This window comes from Wolbachia endosymbiont (group A) of Portevinia maculata, assembly GCF_964028525.1.
Lineage (GTDB): Bacteria > Pseudomonadota > Alphaproteobacteria > Rickettsiales > Anaplasmataceae > Wolbachia.
This window is the reverse complement of record NZ_OZ034786.1, coordinates 391,269-412,007: the sequence shown is the minus strand read 5'-3', so window position 1 is coordinate 412,007 and position 20,739 is coordinate 391,269. Positions and strand designations below refer to the sequence as shown.

17 protein-coding genes, 1 tRNA gene, 1 rRNA gene and 1 pseudogene are annotated in these 20,739 nt (G+C 35.2%); 17 read left to right on the top strand and 3 right to left on the bottom strand.

Going from position 1 to position 20,739, the window contains the following annotated elements; all coding sequences use genetic code 11:
* Position 1: 1 nt before the first annotated feature.
* Positions 2-394: a Fe-S cluster assembly scaffold IscU gene (gene iscU / locus ABWU36_RS02115; RefSeq protein WP_114516867.1), complete on the bottom strand. Its 393-nt coding sequence runs from the start codon at positions 392-394 to the stop codon at positions 2-4.
* A 190-nt stretch (positions 395-584) separates the two neighbouring features.
* On the opposite strand from iscU, the gene ftsY reads away from it, so the two are divergent.
* A complete protein-coding gene (gene ftsY / locus ABWU36_RS02110; protein ID WP_253309540.1) occupies positions 585-1,496 on the top strand; it encodes a signal recognition particle-docking protein FtsY in 912 nt (303 codons plus the stop codon).
* Here ftsY and radA read toward each other — a convergent pair.
* Positions 1,483-2,826, bottom strand: coding sequence for a DNA repair protein RadA (radA, locus tag ABWU36_RS02105; protein ID WP_265045316.1), 1,344 nt, complete (start codon positions 2,824-2,826; stop codon positions 1,483-1,485). The genes ftsY and radA overlap by 14 nt on opposite strands.
* Before the next feature lie 205 nt (positions 2,827-3,031).
* Between radA and ABWU36_RS02100 the strand changes: the two genes are divergently transcribed.
* Complete coding sequence (locus tag ABWU36_RS02100; protein WP_265016489.1) at positions 3,032-3,211, top strand: hypothetical protein; 180 nt, start codon at positions 3,032-3,034, stop codon at positions 3,209-3,211.
* Positions 3,212-3,795: 584 nt separating this feature from the next.
* Here ABWU36_RS02100 and ABWU36_RS02095 read toward each other — a convergent pair.
* On the bottom strand, positions 3,796-4,410 hold the full coding sequence (locus tag ABWU36_RS02095; RefSeq protein WP_353273211.1) for a hypothetical protein: 615 nt from the start codon (positions 4,408-4,410) through the stop codon (positions 3,796-3,798).
* A gap of 153 nt (positions 4,411-4,563) precedes the next feature.
* On the opposite strand from ABWU36_RS02095, the gene ABWU36_RS02090 reads away from it, so the two are divergent.
* The 15 genes and pseudogenes from ABWU36_RS02090 to ABWU36_RS02020 all read left to right on the top strand — a co-directional run bounded on the left by ABWU36_RS02090 (position 4,564) and on the right by ABWU36_RS02020 (position 20,621).
* Positions 4,564-6,067, top strand: a 16S ribosomal RNA gene (locus ABWU36_RS02090).
* A gap of 100 nt (positions 6,068-6,167) precedes the next feature.
* Positions 6,168-6,545: a succinate dehydrogenase, cytochrome b556 subunit gene (sdhC, locus tag ABWU36_RS02085; RefSeq protein ID WP_253309858.1), complete on the top strand. Its 378-nt coding sequence runs from the start codon at positions 6,168-6,170 to the stop codon at positions 6,543-6,545.
* Positions 6,542-6,898 carry a succinate dehydrogenase, hydrophobic membrane anchor protein gene (gene sdhD / locus ABWU36_RS02080; protein ID WP_353272938.1) on the top strand — a complete coding sequence of 119 codons (357 nt, stop codon included), beginning with the start codon at positions 6,542-6,544 and terminating at the stop codon, positions 6,896-6,898. Before sdhC ends, sdhD begins: the two co-directional genes overlap by 4 nt.
* Positions 6,899-6,974: 76 nt before the next feature.
* Entirely contained in the window at positions 6,975-8,237 is a 1,263-nt protein-coding gene (locus tag ABWU36_RS02075) for a hypothetical protein (RefSeq protein ID WP_253309856.1), read from the top strand.
* Between the two features lie 117 nt (positions 8,238-8,354).
* Positions 8,355-9,644, top strand: coding sequence for a sugar phosphate nucleotidyltransferase (locus tag ABWU36_RS02070; RefSeq protein ID WP_265016488.1), 1,290 nt, complete (start codon positions 8,355-8,357; stop codon positions 9,642-9,644).
* Between the two features lie 133 nt (positions 9,645-9,777).
* Positions 9,778-11,007, top strand: a complete 1,230-nt coding sequence (locus tag ABWU36_RS02065) for a lipoprotein-releasing ABC transporter permease subunit (protein WP_353272937.1) — start codon at positions 9,778-9,780, stop codon at positions 11,005-11,007.
* Positions 11,000-11,731, top strand: coding sequence for a hypothetical protein (locus ABWU36_RS02060; RefSeq protein ID WP_253309852.1), 732 nt, complete (start codon positions 11,000-11,002; stop codon positions 11,729-11,731). Before ABWU36_RS02065 ends, ABWU36_RS02060 begins: the two co-directional genes overlap by 8 nt.
* Positions 11,728-12,949 (top strand): annotated as a pseudogene (locus ABWU36_RS02055) (heme biosynthesis protein HemY). Before ABWU36_RS02060 ends, ABWU36_RS02055 begins: the two are co-directional and overlap by 4 nt.
* Before the next feature lie 209 nt (positions 12,950-13,158).
* On the top strand, positions 13,159-14,031 hold the full coding sequence (gene atpG / locus ABWU36_RS02050; RefSeq protein WP_264688382.1) for an ATP synthase F1 subunit gamma: 873 nt from the start codon (positions 13,159-13,161) through the stop codon (positions 14,029-14,031).
* An 18-nt stretch (positions 14,032-14,049) separates the two neighbouring features.
* Entirely contained in the window at positions 14,050-15,384 is a 1,335-nt protein-coding gene (locus ABWU36_RS02045) for a TldD/PmbA family protein (protein WP_353272936.1), read from the top strand.
* A 174-nt stretch (positions 15,385-15,558) separates the two neighbouring features.
* Positions 15,559-15,810, top strand: a complete 252-nt coding sequence (locus ABWU36_RS02040) for a cold-shock protein (protein WP_064124857.1) — start codon at positions 15,559-15,561, stop codon at positions 15,808-15,810.
* A 35-nt stretch (positions 15,811-15,845) separates the two neighbouring features.
* On the top strand, positions 15,846-17,072 hold the full coding sequence (locus tag ABWU36_RS02035) for a DEAD/DEAH box helicase (protein WP_253309848.1): 1,227 nt from the start codon (positions 15,846-15,848) through the stop codon (positions 17,070-17,072).
* Positions 17,073-17,276: 204 nt separating this feature from the next.
* Positions 17,277-19,583, top strand: coding sequence for an AAA family ATPase (locus ABWU36_RS02030; protein WP_353272935.1), 2,307 nt, complete (start codon positions 17,277-17,279; stop codon positions 19,581-19,583).
* 64 nt (positions 19,584-19,647) lie between these two features.
* Complete coding sequence (locus ABWU36_RS02025) at positions 19,648-20,544, top strand: class I fructose-bisphosphate aldolase (protein ID WP_253309992.1); 897 nt, start codon at positions 19,648-19,650, stop codon at positions 20,542-20,544.
* 5 nt (positions 20,545-20,549) lie between these two features.
* Positions 20,550-20,621, top strand: a tRNA-Cys gene (locus ABWU36_RS02020).
* The last annotated feature ends 118 nt before the right edge of the window (positions 20,622-20,739 follow it).

Genomic DNA, 20,739 nt, shown 5'->3' with positions numbered 1-20,739 from the left:
CTCAATGTCCACCTTTACTTTGTTTGCTTTGATAATCATGAATAGCAGCCTTTATAGCATCTTCAGCAAGCACCGAGCAGTGTATCTTCACTGGAGGTAAAGACAACTCTTCCACTATTTGAGTATTCTTTATCTGTGTAACGTCACTGATGGTTCTTCCCTTTATCATCTCTGTTAACAAGGAACTTGAAGCAATGGCAGAACCACAACCAAAAGTTTTAAATTTTGCATCTTCAATAACACCTTTGTCATTGACCTTTATCTGCAATTTCATTACATCACCGCACGATGGTGCACCAACTAAACCAGTACCAACATTTGGATCATTTTTATCCAGAGAGCCAACATTCCTTGGATTTTCGTAATGATCTAAAATTTTCTCATTATAACTCATAAAATTACCTGTGAACCGTTATTCTACATTATAACATATTTAGGTTAAAAACTAAAGTGAAATACACTAGTTTTGTGTATATTTTACTTACAAAATATTACGAAAATGAGTATATTTACTTTACAAATTCACGTAGTGCATGTCATTCTCTATATTGTAATTAAGTTTGTAATTTAAAAGGAGTATTCTCTTGAGTTTATTTGGTAACCTTTATAAAGGCTTGTTAAAAACTTCTTCTCGCTTTAGCGACGGGGTGAAAAGTATTTTTTCTGGCAAAAAAAAATTAGATCAGTCGCTTTTAGATGAGCTAGAAGAATTGCTAATTAGCATGGATATTGGTCATAAAACTTCCAAGTTGATTATTGACAGGCTCACAAGCATCAAATTTGACAAGGAAGTTGAGTATAATATTATCTCGCAGCAGTTAATGAACGAAATAGAAGCTATATTGAGCCCAGTTGTGCAACCGTTAATTTTGAACAAAAAACCACATATAATAATGGTATGTGGAGTAAATGGTAATGGTAAAACCACAACTATAGGTAAGCTCGCATATAAATATAAGGAGATGGGAAAGTCCGTTATGCTTGTTGCATGTGATACATTTAGAGCTGCTGCTAGTGAACAATTAAACATTTGGGCAGAACGTTCTGATTGCTTGATTGTTACTGGAGAGCATGGTAGCGACTCTGCAAGTGTGGCATATAGAGCTGTGAGTCAAGCTATAAAAGATAACGTTGATGTTGTTCTAATTGACACAGCAGGCAGGCTACAAAATAATGTGAACCTTATGGAGGAGTTATCAAAAATATATAGAACGATAAAGAAATTGGATGACACTGCCCCTCATGACGTTATTTTAGTTCTTGATGCAACTACCGGCCAAAATGCTTATAGCCAATTAGAGGCATTTAGTAAGATGGTTAGTGTTACCGGGCTAATCATAACAAAGCTAGATGGCACCGCTAAGGGCGGAGTAGTAATTGGACTTGCAGAAGCTTATAAGGTAAAGTTACATGCTATAGGAATTGGTGAAAGTATAGAGGACTTAAAGGAGTTTACTAGTAAAGAGTTTGCTGAAGCGTTATTTAATTGTAATTAAAGACTTCTCTTAATTCCCTTACGTGACCAAGCTTAATTATCTCAATATCATGAGAAGAGTAATTACCATTTTTAGGCATAATTGCTTTTTTGAATCCTAACTTTTGTGCTTCTTTTAGTCTAAGATCAGCATGCGAGACATTCCTAATTTCTCCTGAAAGTGCAACTTCACCGCAGATTATTGAAGAAGTTGGCAGCGGTAAATTTACTACACTTGAAATAAGGGAAGCAGCAACAGCAAGATCAGCCGATGGTTCCTGTATTTTGAGTCCCCCTGCAATGTTTAGGTATACCTCTTTATCATGCAAAAACATTTTACAGCGAGCATTTAGCACCGCGATGATCATAGCCAATCGATTAATATCCCACCCAACTACTGCCCTTCTTGGGGTTGCCATATTAGTCCCTGCTATCAACGCTTGAACTTCCATTAAAATTGGTCTTGAACCTTCAATTCCTGCAAATACGGCGCTGCCAACTACTTCTCTGTCATGGGCCATCAGAAACAATGATGATGGATTATCAACAGGCACAAGTCCTGCTTCAGACATCTCAAAAACACCAATTTCATTTGCAGGGCCAAATCTATTTTTAATAGTACGCAAAATACGGTATTGATTGCTATTTTCACCTTCAAAATATAATACCGTATCTACCATATGCTCCAAAGTTTTAGGTCCAGCTATTTGCCCATCCTTAGTTATATGACCAACTATTAAAAGAGAAACACCATATTGTTTTGCAAGAATGGTTAATTCATGGGCACAAGTACGAACCTGAGTTACAGTTCCTGGTGCCGATGTAATTCTGCTATCATACATTGTTTGTATAGAGTCAATTACTAAAAATTTAATGCTTTTATTTTCCTTTATTGTTGCTACTACATCAGTTAAAGACACTGTAGATAAAAGCTTAATTTTAGGTTCATTTATCTTAAGACGCTTTGCTCTGAGGCTCACCTGCTCTAAAGATTCCTCGCCAGATACATAAAGACATTCAAAAGAGGAAAGTTGCACAACATTAGCTGCAATTCTAAGCAAAAGGGTAGATTTTCCAATACCAGGTTCGCCTCCAATTAGAATGCTAGCACCTTGAACGATACCCCCACCAAAAACTCTATCTAATTCTTCTACTCCTGTTAGAAAACGACTTGGAGTGATAATTTCGCTACCCGATAACGCCTTTATTAAAATTGGCGCAGATATACTTCTTTTGCCCGTTTTTACTGCTATTTCTTCAACAACTGTATCCCAATTGTCACATGCAATGCACTTTCCTACCCACCTACCAGTGCTATGACCACAGGATTGACATACATATACAGTTTTCATCAAAGCCAAAATTATTTTGTTATAATTGTAATAAAAATTAGCTGAATAGGCGAAGTAAATCTAACCACTGAGTCTCACAAACGTTTTGGTGCGAAGATAATTGTCATAAGTTGTGCCATTTAAATTCATGCACAATAATTGCACGAACGCTTCCCTCTAGGATCCAAGTAGCCCATTCTCCTGTCATTCCAGTAGCATCCTTTTTTTGTCATCCCAGTGCCCAGACTACTTGGATCCAGGAAAAAGAATGATGTCATCCCAGTGCCCCGACACTGGGATCCAGAAAAGTTTGCTTGTAAGCAAGCAAACTAGCATAGAAAGTGGTTACAACATTTTCGATGAGATTATATGGAAAACTGGATCCCAGTGTCAAGCACTGGGATGACAGCAGTCCTACGTCATACCGCGATTCATTCGCGGTATCTCTTAACATAGATCCCGCTAACAAGCAGCGGGATGACACCTCTCTTGGGCTCTTTTAGCTACAAACGTTAAGAAATTTACCAAACGAAAAAAAAGGCAAAAGAAGCCCTAGTCATTGTCTATTTTCAGTATTGGCGTTTTTTAAGTCTTAAACACTGCAATTTAGCTGCTTTTAAATGCAACTCACCTTAGTTTAAATGTTTAAGAAATTTACTAAGCAGAAAAAAAGGCAAAAGAAACCCCGTGTTAGCTAGTTGTCACTCTCTAATCCTGCAAATTGGAGTACTATACTGTCTTAAACGACTTATAAGCGCGTTTCAGCTTATATAGGTAAAAACCCAGAAATGTTGTGAAGACATAAGGTGCACATAGTGCAAAAAATTAAAAATAAGACGCCAACTACGTTGTTTTCTTGCTGTTTAATCTGCACAGATGAAGATAACTGAATACCTTCACTATCATGATAAGGGGGCTGGCGGAGTTTGTCAAGGAAGTTTTTTCGTTTCTAACGGTTGTTGCCAAAAACTATACAAAAAGTCTAATGAGTTAACTTCCATATATCCTGAGTAGTTCTTGTGCATTAGCTTTGATTAGGATAGGGCATTTTCTGTCATTTAATAGGGAACGCAATATTTCAGTTGCACCTTTAATGTCGTTATTATGTATCTTTACTACAGCGATAGCTTCTTGGCTTGAATAAGGATACACTGCACTTGATTCTAAATTATCAATTTTATCTTTATTTATTTTTTCACCGTTGGAGTGAAGTAAGCTCATTACCTCTAAGTATTGTGCTAACTCACGCAAAACATTAGGAGCATCTTTATCATCTGCCAAATCATTATAAATAGATGCTGTGTTTGTTGGCATTGAATCTGAGATATGATTGAATGCGTGTTCAAAATTTGCTAAATACACCCAATTTGAATCTATTTCTTCTAGCAGCGGCTTATTATCTTTTTTAAAGAATAATACTTCGTAAAACTTGTCACCCGCAGTTATAGATTGTTTTGTGTTATCAATGTTGCGCAATAAGTATAATGTGATGCCAACTAACATTGGTGCGAGTGCAAGCAGAAAGATGTATTTTTTCATGGTAATATTCCAAATAGTTATATATTTATACATTAATGCTTTTGATTTGCAAAAACATATTGACATAGTGATTATATCACATAATAATGTTCTCAAAGTTGTTTGAATAGTTGGAGATTAAAATATTTCTAAAGTAGAAATAAAGACAGCAGTATTAAGCTAAATTATTTTTTGTCGGATTTATCCGATGTACCCTCAACCTTTTATAGGTTGAAGTCTAAATTTGAGAGTTTGATCCTGGCTCAGAATGAACGCTGGCGGCAGGCCTAACACATGCAAGTCGAACGGAGTTATATTGTAGCTTGCTATGGTATAACTTAGTGGCAGACGGGTGAGTAATATATAGGAATCTACCTAGTAGTACGGAATAATTGTTGGAAACGGCAACTAATACCGTATACGCCCTACGGGGGAAAAATTTATTGCTATTAGATGAGCCTATATTAGATTAGCTAGTTGGTGGAGTAATAGCCTACCAAGGCAATGATCTATAGCTGATCTGAGAGGATGATCAGCCACACTGGAACTGAGATACGGTCCAGACTCCTACGGGAGGCAGCAGTGGGGAATATTGGACAATGGGCGAAAGCCTGATCCAGCCATGCCGCATGAGTGAAGAAGGCCTTTGGGTTGTAAAGCTCTTTTAGTGAGGAAGATAATGACGGTACTCACAGAAGAAGTCCTGGCTAACTCCGTGCCAGCAGCCGCGGTAATACGGAGAGGGCTAGCGTTATTCGGAATTATTGGGCGTAAAGGGCGCGTAGGCTGGTTAGTAAGTTAAAAGTGAAATCCCGAGGCTTAACCTTGGAACTGCTTTTAAAACTGCTAACCTAGAGATTGAAAGAGGATAGAGGAATTCCTAGTGTAGAGGTGAAATTCGTAAATATTAGGAGGAACACCAGTGGCGAAGGCGTCTATCTGGTTCAAATCTGACGCTGAGGCGCGAAGGCGTGGGGAGCAAACAGGATTAGATACCCTGGTAGTCCACGCTGTAAACGATGAATGTTAAATATGGGAAGTTTACTTTCTGTATTACAGCTAACGCGTTAAACATTCCGCCTGGGGACTACGGTCGCAAGATTAAAACTCAAAGGAATTGACGGGGACCCGCACAAGCGGTGGAGCATGTGGTTTAATTCGATGCAACGCGAAAAACCTTACCACTCCTTGACATGGAAATTATACCTATTCGAAGGGATAGGGTCGGTTCGGCCGGATTTCACACAGGTGTTGCATGGCTGTCGTCAGCTCGTGTCGTGAGATGTTGGGTTAAGTCCCGCAACGAGCGCAACCCTCATCCTTAGTTACCATCAGGTAATGCTGGGGACTTTAAGGAAACTGCCAGTGATAAACTGGAGGAAGGTGGGGATGATGTCAAGTCATCATGGCCCTTATGGAGTGGGCTACACACGTGCTACAATGGTGGCTACAATGGGCTGCAAAGTCGCGAGGCTAAGCTAATCCCTTAAAAGCCATCTCAGTTCGGATTGTACTCTGCAACTCGAGTACATGAAGTTGGAATCGCTAGTAATCGTGGATCAGCATGCCACGGTGAATACGTTCTCGGGTCTTGTACACACTGCCCGTCACGCCATGGGAATTGGTTTCACTCGAAGCTAACGACCTAACCGCAAGGAGGGAGTTATTTAAAGTGGGATCGGTGACTGGGGTGAAGTCGTAACAAGGTAGCAGTAGGGGAATCTGCAGCTGGATTACCTCCTTGGGCTTTGCGCATAACTTACCATTTTTAATGATGGTGTTGTTATGTGCTATACTGCTGTCTTTACTTCTACTTTATTTTAATTTCCCAATAACGAAATTTTATGAGTGATAGGCCTCTTTCTCCACATTTACAAATATATAAAGTACAAGTTACTAGTTTTTTCTCTATTATGCACAGATTGACTGGTATCTTGCTATTCCTTTTATTAATGATACTTTCTTGGTATTTCATATTACATGTTTACTTTCCTGAGTTACTTATAGTAAGGTACTTAAATGCATTATTATTCACTCCTGTTGCTAAATTAGCTTATGTCTTATGTTTTGTAAGTTTTGTATATCATTTTCTTAATGGTATTCGTCATTTATTGTGGGATGTTGGGCTTAATTTAGAAATTACTGGCGTTTCAAGGAGTGCTATACTGCTGACAGTAACGCTACTTCTTTCTACTATTGCTTTTTTATTTATGTTTATATGAGTCAATCTGGAAATTCAGTACATCATTGGTGGGTACAGCGTGTTTCTGCAGTAATTTTACTGCTCCTGTTTCCTTGGTTTATCTATTCATTTTCTTGCGCATTTTATACTGATAGCTCTTTGTCTTTTAGTGAAAAATTTATTAATCACCCTCTAGAGCTTTTATTTTTTGTTGTATTGTTGTTTTGCATTTTTTGGCACGCAATTCTTGGAATGCAGGTAGTGTGTGAAGATTATATACACAGCGTATCTCTAAGGATTTTCACAATTACATGCATAAAGTACTTATCAAGCATTACTTATATAACCCTCGCTTTTACAATCTTTGTCTTCTACAGGCATATTTTCTTGTAAAATTGCCAATTCTGTGTTAATATATTATTAGTGTACTAGTTTTATCATTGAACTATAGCGATTTTGGTTTAGCAATATGTTAGAGACATTGAAAAAGTGGGGAATAGACCTTACGCTAAAGGTGAAGGATCTATTTAGTTCATCTGAGTCTCAAGTTTATGTCAAAGACCTTAGAAAGGTAATGATATATGAGGATGGACGAAAGTGTCAATATCCAAAAAATTATGATCAGATTGTAGATTCTGGGAGAGTTGTAAAAAAAAATGACAAGCTTGTAAAAAATAAAGACGGAAATCCAGAGTACCAGCTTATATATAATGAATACGAATTTGATCTAGCCTTGGTTAAGGAAATTGATAAAAAATCTTACTTTACTATTGACTTTTTAGTTAGTAAAGGTAGGCGTGAGGTTAATGATTATAGTAAATTTTATAAGCCATTTAAGTTTTCAAAAATAGATCTTGAAAAACACTTGCCGGTCTTTGAGGTTGATACTAAGTTACTTAGATTAACTAATTCTTCTTTTCTTGCTAAAAAAGGTTGCTTCATCAATGATGACACGGGAGAAGTTGATGAGAAAGATAGAGATGAAAAAGGAAGAAATGGAAAATTACTATACACTAGTGATTACAAGAAGCTAAGCACCCATTTTTCAGAAATTAGAGATCAGAATAATAACTTGGAGCTAGATAAAAGTCTTATATCTGTTCCTATTATTTTCGTTGCAAGCTTGGCTAAAGTTTGTACTAAATTGTTGACTTCTCTTCCTATAAAGTTAGGGGAGTATTTAATAAGCGAACAAAACCCAATTGCAAAGTCTTTTGGCTATCTTTTGTTCACCCCTGCAATGGCAGTAAAAAATTTAGTGAATATGGGAGCTACCATACTTAAGGCTCCAATTTTATTATTTGTAGCAGATAAGAAGAAGTATGGTGATGCTTACTTCACTATGTGGAAACACCAATTGAAAGGATGTTGGGAAGAAGCAAAAAGTGACTTTAATGTTATTAAAGGTGGAGAAAGGCTAAAGCCAGGGCAAAAGGATCATAAGCCACTTAGTATAGTGGGCACATGGGATGAGCTTAATGCTAGAAGGCCAGGTATTGAAAAAGACTTAGAGAAGCCGTCAAATAAAAGTAGTGAAAGTATAGATAAATCTAGAGAACCAGATATTGGAAAAAGCTTAAAGAAGGAGAAGTTGCAAAACAAAAGTAATGAGAAAATAGCTGCGTCTAAAAAAGCAGATGTTGAAAAAGTGAGTGATACTCCTCATGTTAATGAAGTACTAAGCAGACGGAGTTCATTGCAAGACGAAAAATTTCAATTACCTCCTCGCTAACCGGCCACTACTTTAAATTAACATTTACTTTCTTTATTAACTATTCCACAACAAAAACTTGCATGCATTTTACTATTAGCATAAGATGTTAATTATTTAATTAATTTTCTTAACTATATGCGCCCTGTAATACTATGTGGTGGTAGTGGCAGCAGACTTTGGCCTTTATCGAAGCCAAAGCAATTTCAAAAAATATTTAGCCATAACACTATGTTTCAGAACACTTTATTGAGGCTAAAAAGTGGTTATATGCCACCCATAATTGCCACAAATATACAGTACGAGTCGTTAGTGAAGAAGGAGTTGCATGCGCTGCGAGAATATAAAGTGATTTTCGAACCAGTGAAAATTGGAACAGCAGCAGCGATATTAATTGCTGCGCTTCTCTGCAATGAAAACGAGATAATGTTAATTCTGCCTTCAGACCATTTTATAGGTGATTTGAATAATTTTTATGCTTCTGCTCACAAAGCATCTCAGCTAGCTTCTGAAACTAACTCTATAGTTACGTTTGGAGTTAAGCCTCATGAATTCAATTCTGAATACGGCTATATAAATGCAGTTTATGATCATAAGGAAAAGTATCATATAGTAAAGGATTTCATAGAGAAACCTGAGCATGTATTAAGTAATGATTATTATTGGAATTCTGGAATATTTGTGTTCAAAGCAAAACGCTATATAGATGAGATCAAAAAATCTGCCCCGACTCTTTATAATTTATGTTTTGCAAGTGTGAAACATTTCACACCGCAAGAGAGATTTCTGTATTTAAAACAACGAGATTTTGCAGGAATTGAAGGCGTCTCTATTGATTACTTGGTAATGGAAAAAGCAAAAAACGTTGCAATGATAGAAGCTAATTTCGATTGGCTGGATGTTGGAACTTGGAATTCAGTTTTAGAATTGAGTGAGAAGTTTACGTCGTCATTCCGACATGTAACAAAAAAAAGAGAGCCAGTTTCAACGACAGAAAGTAATAAAAATTTATTGGGTGGAGCTTATAAGCAACCAAACAAAAGCCTAATATCGTTTATTAATAAGGTTAAGAAAGCAAAAGCGATAAGAAGAGAAATCAAGCCATGGGGATTTTGTAGTATAATTTTAATAGGCGAAAATTTTCTTATAAAATATCTTTTTATAAATCCATTAAGCTGCACTTCTAAGCAATTCCATCACTATAGAGATGAATACCATATAGTACTATCGGGAGTTGGGTATGTTAGTTTAGGCGACAAAGAATATGCTATAGTAAAAGACCATATGATAGAAATCCCAAGGGAAGTTTCCCATAGGATTGAAAATAGAAGCACAAGCTCTCCACTTGAAATAGTTGAATTTCAGATAGGAGAGCATTTATCTGATAATGATATAGTGAGGTTGGATGATGTATATGGAAGATTTTGAAATTCTAATGTTAAAGATACTCTATAAGTCTGCTAAATTTAAAGGAGTAAAAATATCTAGTTTTCAAATAAAGAAAAGTCTACAATTATACGAAGTTTCAAGAATATAATGTTTAACCTCAAAATATTTTGTAATGTCCATTGCCTTTGAAATTACTATGGCTGCTTGCTATTTGCGAGCGAAAAATGCCAGATTTTGCTCTATAACGACTTTGTTCTCTATTATCGGCATTGCCCTTGGAGTTGCAACACTAATAGTGGTGATGTCTGTGATGAACGGATTCAGAGCAAAGTTGCTTGACTCAATACTTGGCATTGATGGCCATATTAATGTTTATTTTGATAGGAACATAAATTCAGATTACTGCACAGTTTCGAAATTGATTGAGAAAATTCCTGGTATATTAAAAGCTACTCCTATGACCAATGATCAAGTTATTATTGTAGCAAATGGTAAAATTGCAGGTAGCGTAGTGCGAGGTGTGTCAACTAAAGATTTGCTTGATAGTACTACCATTACAAATAATGTAATTATAGGTGATGTAAAAAAATTTGATGAAGGGATAATAATAGGAGCACGATTGGCAGAAGCTTTGAACGTTGACTATGGCGACAAAATTACGTTTATATCATCTGAAGAATTTGATGCATTACTTGGTGAAATGCCGCGAATGAAAAAATATAAAGTTATAGCAATATTTGATATGGGTATGTTTGAGTATGATAATACCTTGATATATATGCCTCTAAAATCAGCACAAGCCTTTTTTAATTATGAAAATAGCATAAAAAATATAGAAGTACTTGTAGACGACGTTACTAGAGCTGGTAAGCTTGCAGATGCTATAGAAAAAGAAATAGGAATGAAAGCTGAAAGTTGGCAATCACAGCAAAGCCATTATTTTAGTGCTTTAAAAACTGAAAGAAATGTGATGTTTTTAATTCTTACTTTGATTATAGTTGTAGCAGCGTTTAATATTATCTCAAATTTAATGATGATAGTGCAAGAAAAGAAATCCGCGATTGCAATTATGCGTACATTTGGTGCAACAAGTGGAAGCATTATGCGCATATTTTGCGCTTGTGGTCTATTAATCGGTTTTACGGGAACTTGTCTTGGCTGTATTATAGGTGTCGTTTTTTCTCTCAATATCGAAAGTATTAGAGTGTTTTTAGAAAACATTACTAACGTCAAGCTGTTTGATCCTATGATATACTTTTTTTCAAGTTTACCGGTGATATTAGTCCCTCAAGATGTAGTAAGTATTTCTGCACTTGCGTTACTCTTATCATTTTTAGCGACAATTGCTCCTGCATTGCAGGCAGCTGCACAAGATCCTGCGGAGATACTACGTTATGAATGATACTCAGCAAAAGTACATAGGTTGGTTCTTAATTGTATTGTTATTTACCGGTTACATCACAATAAATAACATAATCTTTTTTAAAATAAGTCAGCAAGAAAGCGAAGACAATATAAATGTTTTAACGGAAAAAATAGATGAATTCAGAATGTCACTTGAAGTTAATCAATCCAGGGTAGAAAAAAAGATATTTGACTTAAAGAGAGGTCTGCACACTCAATGTGAGCAAGGTGATGGTAGCTCAAGGTATAAGAACCTCGCAAGATTGCTGCTACTTGTAGTTAAAATGAAGAATTCGTTATTGCGAGAAGCAAAATTTGATAATCATATAAATTCAATAAAGCCTTTGATATCAGAGCTTGATGATCCAGAGATAGAAAATGCAGTAAATGAATTGGAAAGTTTGAAAGAGGTAGATACTTTACGTGAGTTGAAGTTATCTTTTGAGAAGACCATTGCTGTTATTAACTACAATAAAAGTACATTGTCTAAAAAAATCATTTCAAACTGGATTAGAATACAAGATAAAAATGACCCATTAAGGGCAAAATTCGCAGAAATTGAGGAGTCAATAAACGATAATGATTGGCAAAATATAACTGTTACAGTAAGCAATTTAACGCATTCAGAATTCAAGCCATGGCTGAATAAATTGAATGGTTTTATTGTAGCTTCTAAGAATATTTCAACAATATATCATCACTTATTACAATATATCTCATGATTTATTTTATAATTTTCGCTCTTTCGTTTTTATTTGGCATATGGGTCAAGGTAAGTGGTGAAGTAATAAAATTGGAATTAGGCAATTACACTATAAGTATTGATCTATATTTCATTATTTTTACTTGTGTAGTTTTATTATTTTTATTAATTACACTTGTACGCTTTTTTTCCTCCATTTTATCAACATTTGCCAACATAAGAAATAGAAGAAGGGATAGGGAAGAATTGCTTCTCTTTGAAGCTTTTTTTAGCATAGACTTAGACAATATAGAGAATGCTGAAAAGCTAGTTAAAAGTCTAAATGAGAAGAGTGATAAGTTATCTTTAATAAAGCTCTTTAACTCAGGTAAGACGGGAAATTACAGCTTTTTCAGTAACGGTTTAACAAACGTTGCAAATAAAAATCGTAACTTAGCTCTACTTCTGGCCAATAAGCTGATTGTTCACCTCAAACAAGAAAAAGTAGTCTTTCAAAAATTTATAGAATATTGCTCTAGTTCAATTAATGATAAAATGCTATCTATTCCCTTTCAAATAGAGCATTGCATATTGAAAGAAGATTGGATTAATGCAATTTTGAAGTTGAGGGAAGCAGTTAAGTTCAATATTTTTCTTCCCTTTGACCATAAAGAAATGTTTGCAGTTTTTTATTGTGCTTTGGCAAAACAATATGAAAGTAAAGGGGATTTTAAAGGGGCTATAAAGTCTTTACTCAGAGCACAAAGTTATTATGCAACTTTTCGGCCCATTAATTATTTAAAGGCAGAATTATATATTAAACTTGGAAAAATCAGAAAAGCTTCTGCAGTGCTAGAGGCAGAATATGCAGTAAATCCTACTCCTCAGTCAGCTAAAATGTACATCAATTTAAATAGTAAAGGTGCTGAAAGACTATACAACTTACGCCCTGATTATTATTTTAGTTACTGTTTACTTGCTTTGTCCTCAATGAGTTCAGGTAAATATGATCTTGCAAGTCAATATTTAGACACTGCTATGAAAAAAGGCTAATTACATGTCAATCTACTTTATTGTAATACAACTTAAGGTTACATTGCAAGAACACGACAAGGTAATTTATTGGCTAAACAAGATGGGCTCAGAAGCTTTGCCTGATCCGGGCTGGAAGTGTAAAAATTGTAACAGAGAACTAAAGCAATGGGATCATAAATGTTCAAATTGCAATAGTTTTAATTGCGTTTATTATATATTATAAGGTTCCACAAAGTGTGATGATAATAATATATGGGAAATTACCATCAAAGACCTCTATTGAACAATTTTTGGAGTAGATCTCTTAATATAACCCTTATTTCAAAATAATAAACCTGCAAGTTTTTTAGTTAGACTTGGTTCTAATGTCAAAAAAACTTGCTTTTAGACACTAACAATTATATATTTTAATAAATCAGGGTTGTATACAAAATGAAGAGCTTAAAGGAATTATCCTTAAGAATTAAGAATATTAGGTCTGTACAGAAAACCACGAAAATAATGCAAATGGTTTCTGCAGCAAAGTTATTACAAAGCCAAAAGAAATTATCAAATTCAAAATTATATATATCTAAGCTGCATAGCATTATTTCTTCATTAATGCTATCAGTTGATCAAAAATTACTGGCAAAAATTCTAAATATCAGTAATGACGGTTCTTACCTAGTATTCATTGTTGCGTCTGATCGTGGCTTGTGCGGCAACTTTAACTCTTCTATTGTCAAATTTAGTCAAGAGCGTGTAAATAAGTCAATCGCAAATGGCAAAAAAGTAGATATTGTATTTCTTGGTAAAAAAGCTTTTGATGTAGGTAAAAATAGGTTTGACTCTAAAAGTATCTTAAAAATTGAAAATAGTAAGGGGATCACGTTAAAGCACGTAGAAGCTTTGGTTGGTGGTATAGATCTAAGTAAATACGATAAAGTTAAAGTTTTTTATAGTAAATTCTATAATACCTTCACGCAAAAACCAATGTTGGAAACAATAAAACCATGGAGTAAAGACTCATCCTTGATTGATAACTCTCTGGCTGGTCCAACAACAGATTACGGCTATGAGTATGAACCACAAAATATTGAATTTATTTTAAAATCTTTGATTCAGGATTACGTTGTAATTGCTCTTTACTCTGCTTTACTTGAAAGCGCAACAAGTGAGAATAGTGCTAGAATGGTTGCTATGGAATCAGCAAACAGAAACACTAAAGAGATGCTGAACAAACTAGCATTGCTTTATAATCGTTCTCGTCAAGCAGCAATTACAACTGATTTAATTGAAGTTATAGGTGGTGCAGAGTCTTTATAAAAATCTAAGGAATAGAAAATGAATATATTAAATATTGCAGCAGATATCACTAAATTAATAAAAAAGCAGAATCAAGATGCGGAAGTTACAATATATGAAACTAATAAGACTTCAGTTTCTCAGCGTCTATCAAAAATTGAGCAAATATCACAATCTAAAAATTGCACTGTAGGAATCAGAGCTATAGCAGGTAAAAATAAAGCTGCGTATATTTCTACAAACGATTTGAATAATCTTAGTGATACGGTAAGCCAAGTGGTAGAAATGGCAAAGAATGCGCCAGAAGATCCTTGCATTAATTTTGCTGTAAATGGTAGTAATTATATCTCTTCTGCAGATTTAAGTATCTCAGATAATAATGTTGTAACCGTTGATAACCTAAAAGAAATTGCTGAAGCTGCAGAAAATTCAGCCCTTGCACATAAGAGTATCACTAATTCTGAAGGAGCCTCTTCTTCATACGCTTTAGTGAATACAGTATTATCGACTGTTTCTGGTTTTATTGGCTCGTTTAGTAAATCAACCTTTGCTAATCAGGTCTCTGTTGTTGCTGGAAGAGAAAGTGAAATGAAGGTTGGTTACGATTATGATATAGCATGTAATTTTAGTGATTTAAAGTTGCCAGAGTTAATGGGAAAAGAAGCAGCAAAAAGAGCAGTTGATCAATTGAATTCACGTACAATTAAAACTGGTAAATTTCCAGTTATTTTTGAAAAAAGAGCAGCAAAAGGGCTAGTAAAAAGTTTTGCTTCTGCTATAAATGGGAGCAGTATTATAAGCAACAGTTCTTTCTTGAGGGGTAGTTTAAACGCTCAGATTTTCAACGATAGAATTAATATTGTCGATGATCCATTGTTGCCAAGAGGCATAGCATCGAGACCATTTGATGGAGAAGGGATAACTAGCAAGAAAAATATATTTGTAAAAAACGGAATATTACAAAATTGGATTTTAGACTTATACTCGGCTAGAAAATTAGACTCAGAAACAACCGGAAGTGCAACTCGTGTAAGTAATGCTGCAGTTATTCCTGCAGCTAGTAACCTCTACATTGAGAATGGTAATGTATCGTTTGAAGAATTAATTCAGGAAGTGAAAGAGGGAATATATGTAACTGATTTATTTGGTTTTGGTGTTAATTTAATCAATGGCGATTACAGCCAAGGCGCTTCCGGATTTTTTATAGAAAATGGAAAAATAACGTATCCAATACATGAGATTACCATTGCTAGCAATTTAAAGGATATGTTTAGCAATTTAGTCGTTGCAGATGATCTAACTTTTTGTGGGCAATTTAATTCACCAACGATTAAAGTTAGCGAAATGACGGTTGCAGGTTCGCTTAACGATTAAAAAATTTATTTGCATTAAGTACAACAATTGTGTATTATTGTCATGTAATGTTAAGAATAGACTATGGAGTATAAAGGTTTAGTTTCAATAGCTAAGCTTAAAGCATTCTCAATCGTAATTTCAAAGTTTTTCATCACATTAGTAATGTTAATTAATAATTTGGGAGTTGTTTAAATGGAATTTGGTAATGTAAAATGGTTTAATGCCGAAAAAGGCTATGGTTTCATCAAGCCAGAAGGTAAAGGGGGTGACGTTTTTGTACATATTAGCACGTTGGAACGTTCAGGAATAAGGCCTGAGACACTTAAAGGAGAGAATAAAGAAAAGGGGATAAAAGGAGAAAGGGTGAGTTATGAGGTTAAAGAGGAGCGTGGTAGAAACGGAGAAGATAAAAAATCTGCAATAAATTTAAGATTGGAAGATTAATCTATTATGAAGTCTTTTAATAGGATTAACGTATTGTGAATAATTTTTATGAGATGGGTCTCCCAGCTTCGCTTACACAAGCTCTAGATAAAAATAATCTTTTCGTCCCAACTCCGATTCAAATACAAGCGATTCCCTTAGCGCTACAAGGTAAAGATATTCTTGGGTCTGCTCAAACGGGAACTGGAAAAACTTTGGCATTTGCTATTCCGTTGGTTGCTAAGTTGCTGAATGAGCCTAACACTGGTTCAGCTTTAGTCATCGTGCCAACCAGGGAGCTTGCGCATCAGGTAACAAATGAGATAAGAAAACTCTTATTTCAAAATTCTGCACTAAGGGTCGCTTTATTGATTGGTGGTGAGCCTATTTTTAGGCAGCTAAATCAGCTTCAGAAAAAACCACAAATTGTAATAGGTACTCCTGGTCGTATTATAGACCATATTGAGCGTAAAACTTTGATTACTCGCAATGTTAGCGTTCTTGTGCTTGATGAAACGGATCGTATGTTTGATATGGGCTTTGGAATTCAAATTGAAGGGATCATGAAATATCTGCCAAAAATACGGCAGACTCTTATGTTTTCTGCAACTCTTCCTAGTGATATAGTTAAACTTACTGAGAAGTACCTTAATCGACCAGAACGTATTTCTGTTGATTGTGAGACTACAACTTCTGTAAAAATTAAGCAAGAGATTGTTTATGCATCAGAATCAGAAAAATATGAAAAGCTTGTTACACAACTATGTCAGCGCGAAGGATCAATCATTATCTTTGTCAAAACAAAGCAAGGAGCGGATCAGCTAGCTAGCAGATTGCACAAAGATGACTATAGCGCTTTAGCAATTCATGGTGATTTAAGGCAGCACAAGCGCGAAAGGGTCATTAATTCTTTTCGTCGTGGCCGCAATCAAATCATGGTTGCAACAGATGTTGCTTCTCGCGGCCTTGATATTCCCCACATTCAACATGTTATCAATTATGATGCACCACAATCGCAAGCTGACTATATTCATCGTATAGGCAGAACTGCACGTGCTGGAGCTGAAGGGCATGCGCTATCTTTTGTTACACCTCAAGATAAGAGAAGACTGCCTGCATTGGCAGACAAAGAAGGAGAGCCAAATTTTGATTGTAGTGTGCAATTTAAAAAACGTAATAGCAAAAAGGTCTTTAAAAGGCCAAGTACGTTAAAGACTAAATACGGTAGAAAAAAGATCAATGCATTTAAGAAGAAAAGCAGAGTACTAGAAAAAGCATATTAAATAGGATTTACCTACAACTTGATAAGCGTAAAACTCGTCATTCCGCTACTCATTAGCGGAATCTATGTTGAGATATCGCGGTGCTATGACGTAGATCCAGAGTGGGGATTCAAATTGGCTACAGCGAACTGCTGGATTTCAATTTTTTTAATAATTGTGTGCTATTCATTATATATGAGTTCCCACTTTTAAAGAGAATAGGAGATGATTTCCAAAAACTTAGAGGCAAGTTTGAATAGAGCGCTACTCATTGCTTCTAATTTTAATCTAAAATATGCGAAAGTAGAACATTTATTGCTGGCGTTAACTAAAGACGTGGATGTAAATTACGTTTTATCAAGATGTAATATCAGAGCCGATGAAATCATCAATATGGATAACATTCTATCAAGATGCAATATTAAGGCTAATGATTATAATAATAATATAAAAGGGTTTTTACAAAGCAGTTCTGAATTGATTATCAGTGGAGTTAAACCTAGCTCAATGTTTCAATGCATAATACACAGAGCAATAATACGGGCTCATAGCTTGGGAAAAAAAGAAATAAATGGAGCAAGTGTTCTAGTAGAAATTTTGTCTGGGCAAGATTTATACGTTGAAGATCTATTGCAGAAACAAAGTGTGAAAGATTCCAATTTGATTTACCATATATCTAATATGAAATACTTGAGCGATATAGATGAATACACCACCAATCATAAAGTAAAACTTGATAAAAATAATGACGCTCCTACTACAGTAAATAAAGGTGAGCTACTAAAAGATGAGGAAGTTCTACAAAGTTATTGTAAAAATTTAAATGACTATGCAAGAAGCAAAAAAATAGATTATGTTATTGGTCGTGATTATGAATTAAATCGCACTATAGAAATATTATTGAGGCGTAGAAAAAACAACCCTTTATATGTTGGAGACCCAGGTGTTGGCAAAACAACAATAGTTGAGGGTTTGGTACTCAAGATCATTGAAGGCAGTGTTCCGAGTGCGCTCAGGTCCAGTATAATTTATGCTTTGGATTTAGGATCACTCCTTGCAGGGACACGCTACAGAGGTGATTTTGAAGAGAGAATAAAATCTATAATAAAAGCGATTGAGGCAAAACCAGGTGCTATCCTTTTTATTGACGAAATACACACTATCATTGGAGCAGGTTCTACAAGTGGTAGCTTTCTTGATGCAGGTAACCTACTCAAACCTGCGCTTGCAAGAGGTACACTGCGTTGTATAGGTGCAACTACATATAGAGAATACAGCACTAGTTTTGAAAAAGATAAAGCACTAGCGAGAAGGTTTCAAAAAATTAATGTTAAAGAATCTTCTGTTAATGAAACGATAAAGATACTAGATGGTATAAAGCACTACTATGAAGGGTATCATGGAGTATATTATACAAAGAATGCCATTAGGTCTGCGGCTGAACTTTCGCATAAGTATATTACTGGGCGAATATTACCTGATAAAGCGGTTGATGTTATTGATGAGGCAGGGGCATATTGTAAATTGCTAAGAAACAGGGGTAAAATTGTAAATAGTAGAGATATTAAGAATACCATTACTAGAATTACAAATGTGCCTTGCGGATCTGAATCTGATGATTTGCAGAAAGTAAAGTCTTTAAAAGCTAATCTAGAAAAGGTGATTTTTGGCCAAGAGCAGGCAATAGAATCTCTTGTTAATTCTATTAAAATTGCTAAATCTGGGTTGAGAAATTACAATAAGCCTTTAGCAAATTATCTTTTTGCAGGGCCAACCGGTGTTGATAAAACCGAGCTAGCAAAACAATTAGCAGAAAGCATGGGCATGAATCTTATACGCTTTGATATGTCCGAATATATTGAATCTCATACGATATCAAGGATGATTGGTTCTCCTCCTGGATATGTAGGTTATGATCAGGGTGGATTACTCACAGAGTCTGTATCTAACAATCAATATAGTGTTGTGCTGCTTGATGAAATTGAAAAGGCCCATAGCGATATCTATAATATATTGCTACAAATTATGGATTATGGTTGTGTTACAGACACTTACGGACGTAAAGTTAACTTTTCCAATATAATTTTAATTATGACAACTAATGCAGGAGCAGTTGAACGCAGCAAAAGTTTTGTTGGCTTTGGGCATAAAAATTTTAACATTGGTGATAGCGAAAAAGCAATAGAACAGGTTTTTAGCCCTGAATTTCGTAATCGTCTTGATGCGATTATTTCTTTTTCTGACTTAAGTACGGATGTGATTTTGCATATTGTGGATAAATTTGTCCTAGAACTGAAAAAGCAACTGACGCAAAAAGGCATAAACTGCTTGGTAGAGGATGAAGTGAAATCTTATCTTGTACAAATGGGTTATAGTAAGGAAATGGGAGCACGTCCGATAGAGAGACTTATTGAAAAAGAGATAAAAAGTTACTTAGCGGAAGAAATACTGAATCGTAAATTAATAAAAGGAAAGAAATTAAGAATCTATATGAATAAAGTAGAAAATAAAATTGCTTTTAATATAGTTTAAAATCCTTGTATTGAACTTCATCTTTGTTACAATTTATAACTTAAATTTAATTTGAATTATAGTGATAAGTGATAAAGTAAAACAAGTCCTAAGCTACTACGAAAGTGAAAACCCCGGGGTAAAAGCAAATCTTACTCGTATTCTCATGCATGGAAAGCTTGGCGGTACTGGCAAGTTAGTGATTCTGCCAGTAGATCAAGGATTTGAGCACGGGCCAATAAAAAGCTTTGAAGTTAACCCTGATGCTTATGACCCACATTATCATTTTCAGCTTGCAGTTGATTCGGGAGTAAGTGCATATGCTGCTCCACTTGGTATGATTGAAGCTGGTGCTTCAACTTATGCTGGAATGCTCCCACTTATTTTGAAACTTAATAGTTCCAACTCCTTACATTCAAAAAATCTGACTTCTGATCAAGCAATAACCTCTTCTGTGAAAGATGCACTGCGTTTGGGCTGCTTGGCTGTTGGATTTACTATATATCCTGGTTCTGCTAAGTGTTTTGATATGATGGAAGAAGCCCGTGAAATCGTAGCTGAAGCCAAATCTTATGGGCTTGCAGTAGTGCTATGGTCTTATCCACGTGGTGAAGGAATTTCCAAAGAAGGTGAAACAGCAGTTGATGTTATTGCCTATGCTGCGCACATAGCAGCTTTACTTGGCGCTAATATAATCAAAGTAAAGCTTCCAACTAGATATTTGGAAAAAGAAAAGATAGAAACAGAAAATATTGAATCATTATCTAAAAGAATTGAATATATTAAAAAATCTTGCTTTGCAGGGAAAAGAATAGTAGTTTTTTCTGGTGGCGAATCGAAGGAAGTAGATGACATATGCAATGAAGCGAAAGAAATTAAGCAGGGAGGTGGTAATGGTTCAATCATTGGACGTAACACTTTTCAACGCAAAAGGGAGGAAGCTTTATCTATGCTAAAAGATATAATGGATATCTACACATAAAAAACGGCTGGGTGGCAGAATGGCTTATGCGGAGGACTGCAAATCCTTTTATACCGGTTCAATTCCGGTCCCGGCCTCTTTCATTTTCTATATCTTGTAAAAGTTGCTCAATTCAACAGTAGCTTTAAGTGTGTAACCTATAGAGAAAGCTTGTCCATTATTCATAAGTAAAATCAATTTCTTTTCAAGTTATGG

Coding starts and splice junctions, on each gene's coding strand:
- ABWU36_RS02040 (WP_064124857.1), top strand. CDS start 15,559: ATGGAATTTGGTAATGTAAAATGGTTTAATGCCGAAAAAGGCTATGGT.
- ABWU36_RS02045 (WP_353272936.1), top strand. CDS start 14,050: ATGAATATATTAAATATTGCAGCAGATATCACTAAATTAATAAAAAAG.
- sdhC (WP_253309858.1), top strand. CDS start 6,168: ATGAGTGATAGGCCTCTTTCTCCACATTTACAAATATATAAAGTACAA.
- ABWU36_RS02070 (WP_265016488.1), top strand. CDS start 8,355: ATGCGCCCTGTAATACTATGTGGTGGTAGTGGCAGCAGACTTTGGCCT.
- ABWU36_RS02075 (WP_253309856.1), top strand. CDS start 6,975: ATGTTAGAGACATTGAAAAAGTGGGGAATAGACCTTACGCTAAAGGTG.
- radA (WP_265045316.1), bottom strand. CDS start 2,826: ATGAAAACTGTATATGTATGTCAATCCTGTGGTCATAGCACTGGTAGG.
- sdhD (WP_353272938.1), top strand. CDS start 6,542: ATGAGTCAATCTGGAAATTCAGTACATCATTGGTGGGTACAGCGTGTT.
- ABWU36_RS02030 (WP_353272935.1), top strand. CDS start 17,277: ATGATTTCCAAAAACTTAGAGGCAAGTTTGAATAGAGCGCTACTCATT.
- iscU (WP_114516867.1), bottom strand. CDS start 394: ATGAGTTATAATGAGAAAATTTTAGATCATTACGAAAATCCAAGGAAT.
- atpG (WP_264688382.1), top strand. CDS start 13,159: ATGAAGAGCTTAAAGGAATTATCCTTAAGAATTAAGAATATTAGGTCT.
- ABWU36_RS02060 (WP_253309852.1), top strand. CDS start 11,000: ATGAATGATACTCAGCAAAAGTACATAGGTTGGTTCTTAATTGTATTG.
- ABWU36_RS02095 (WP_353273211.1), bottom strand. CDS start 4,410: ATGTCAATATGTTTTTGCAAATCAAAAGCATTAATGTATAAATATATA.
- ABWU36_RS02065 (WP_353272937.1), top strand. CDS start 9,778: ATGTCCATTGCCTTTGAAATTACTATGGCTGCTTGCTATTTGCGAGCG.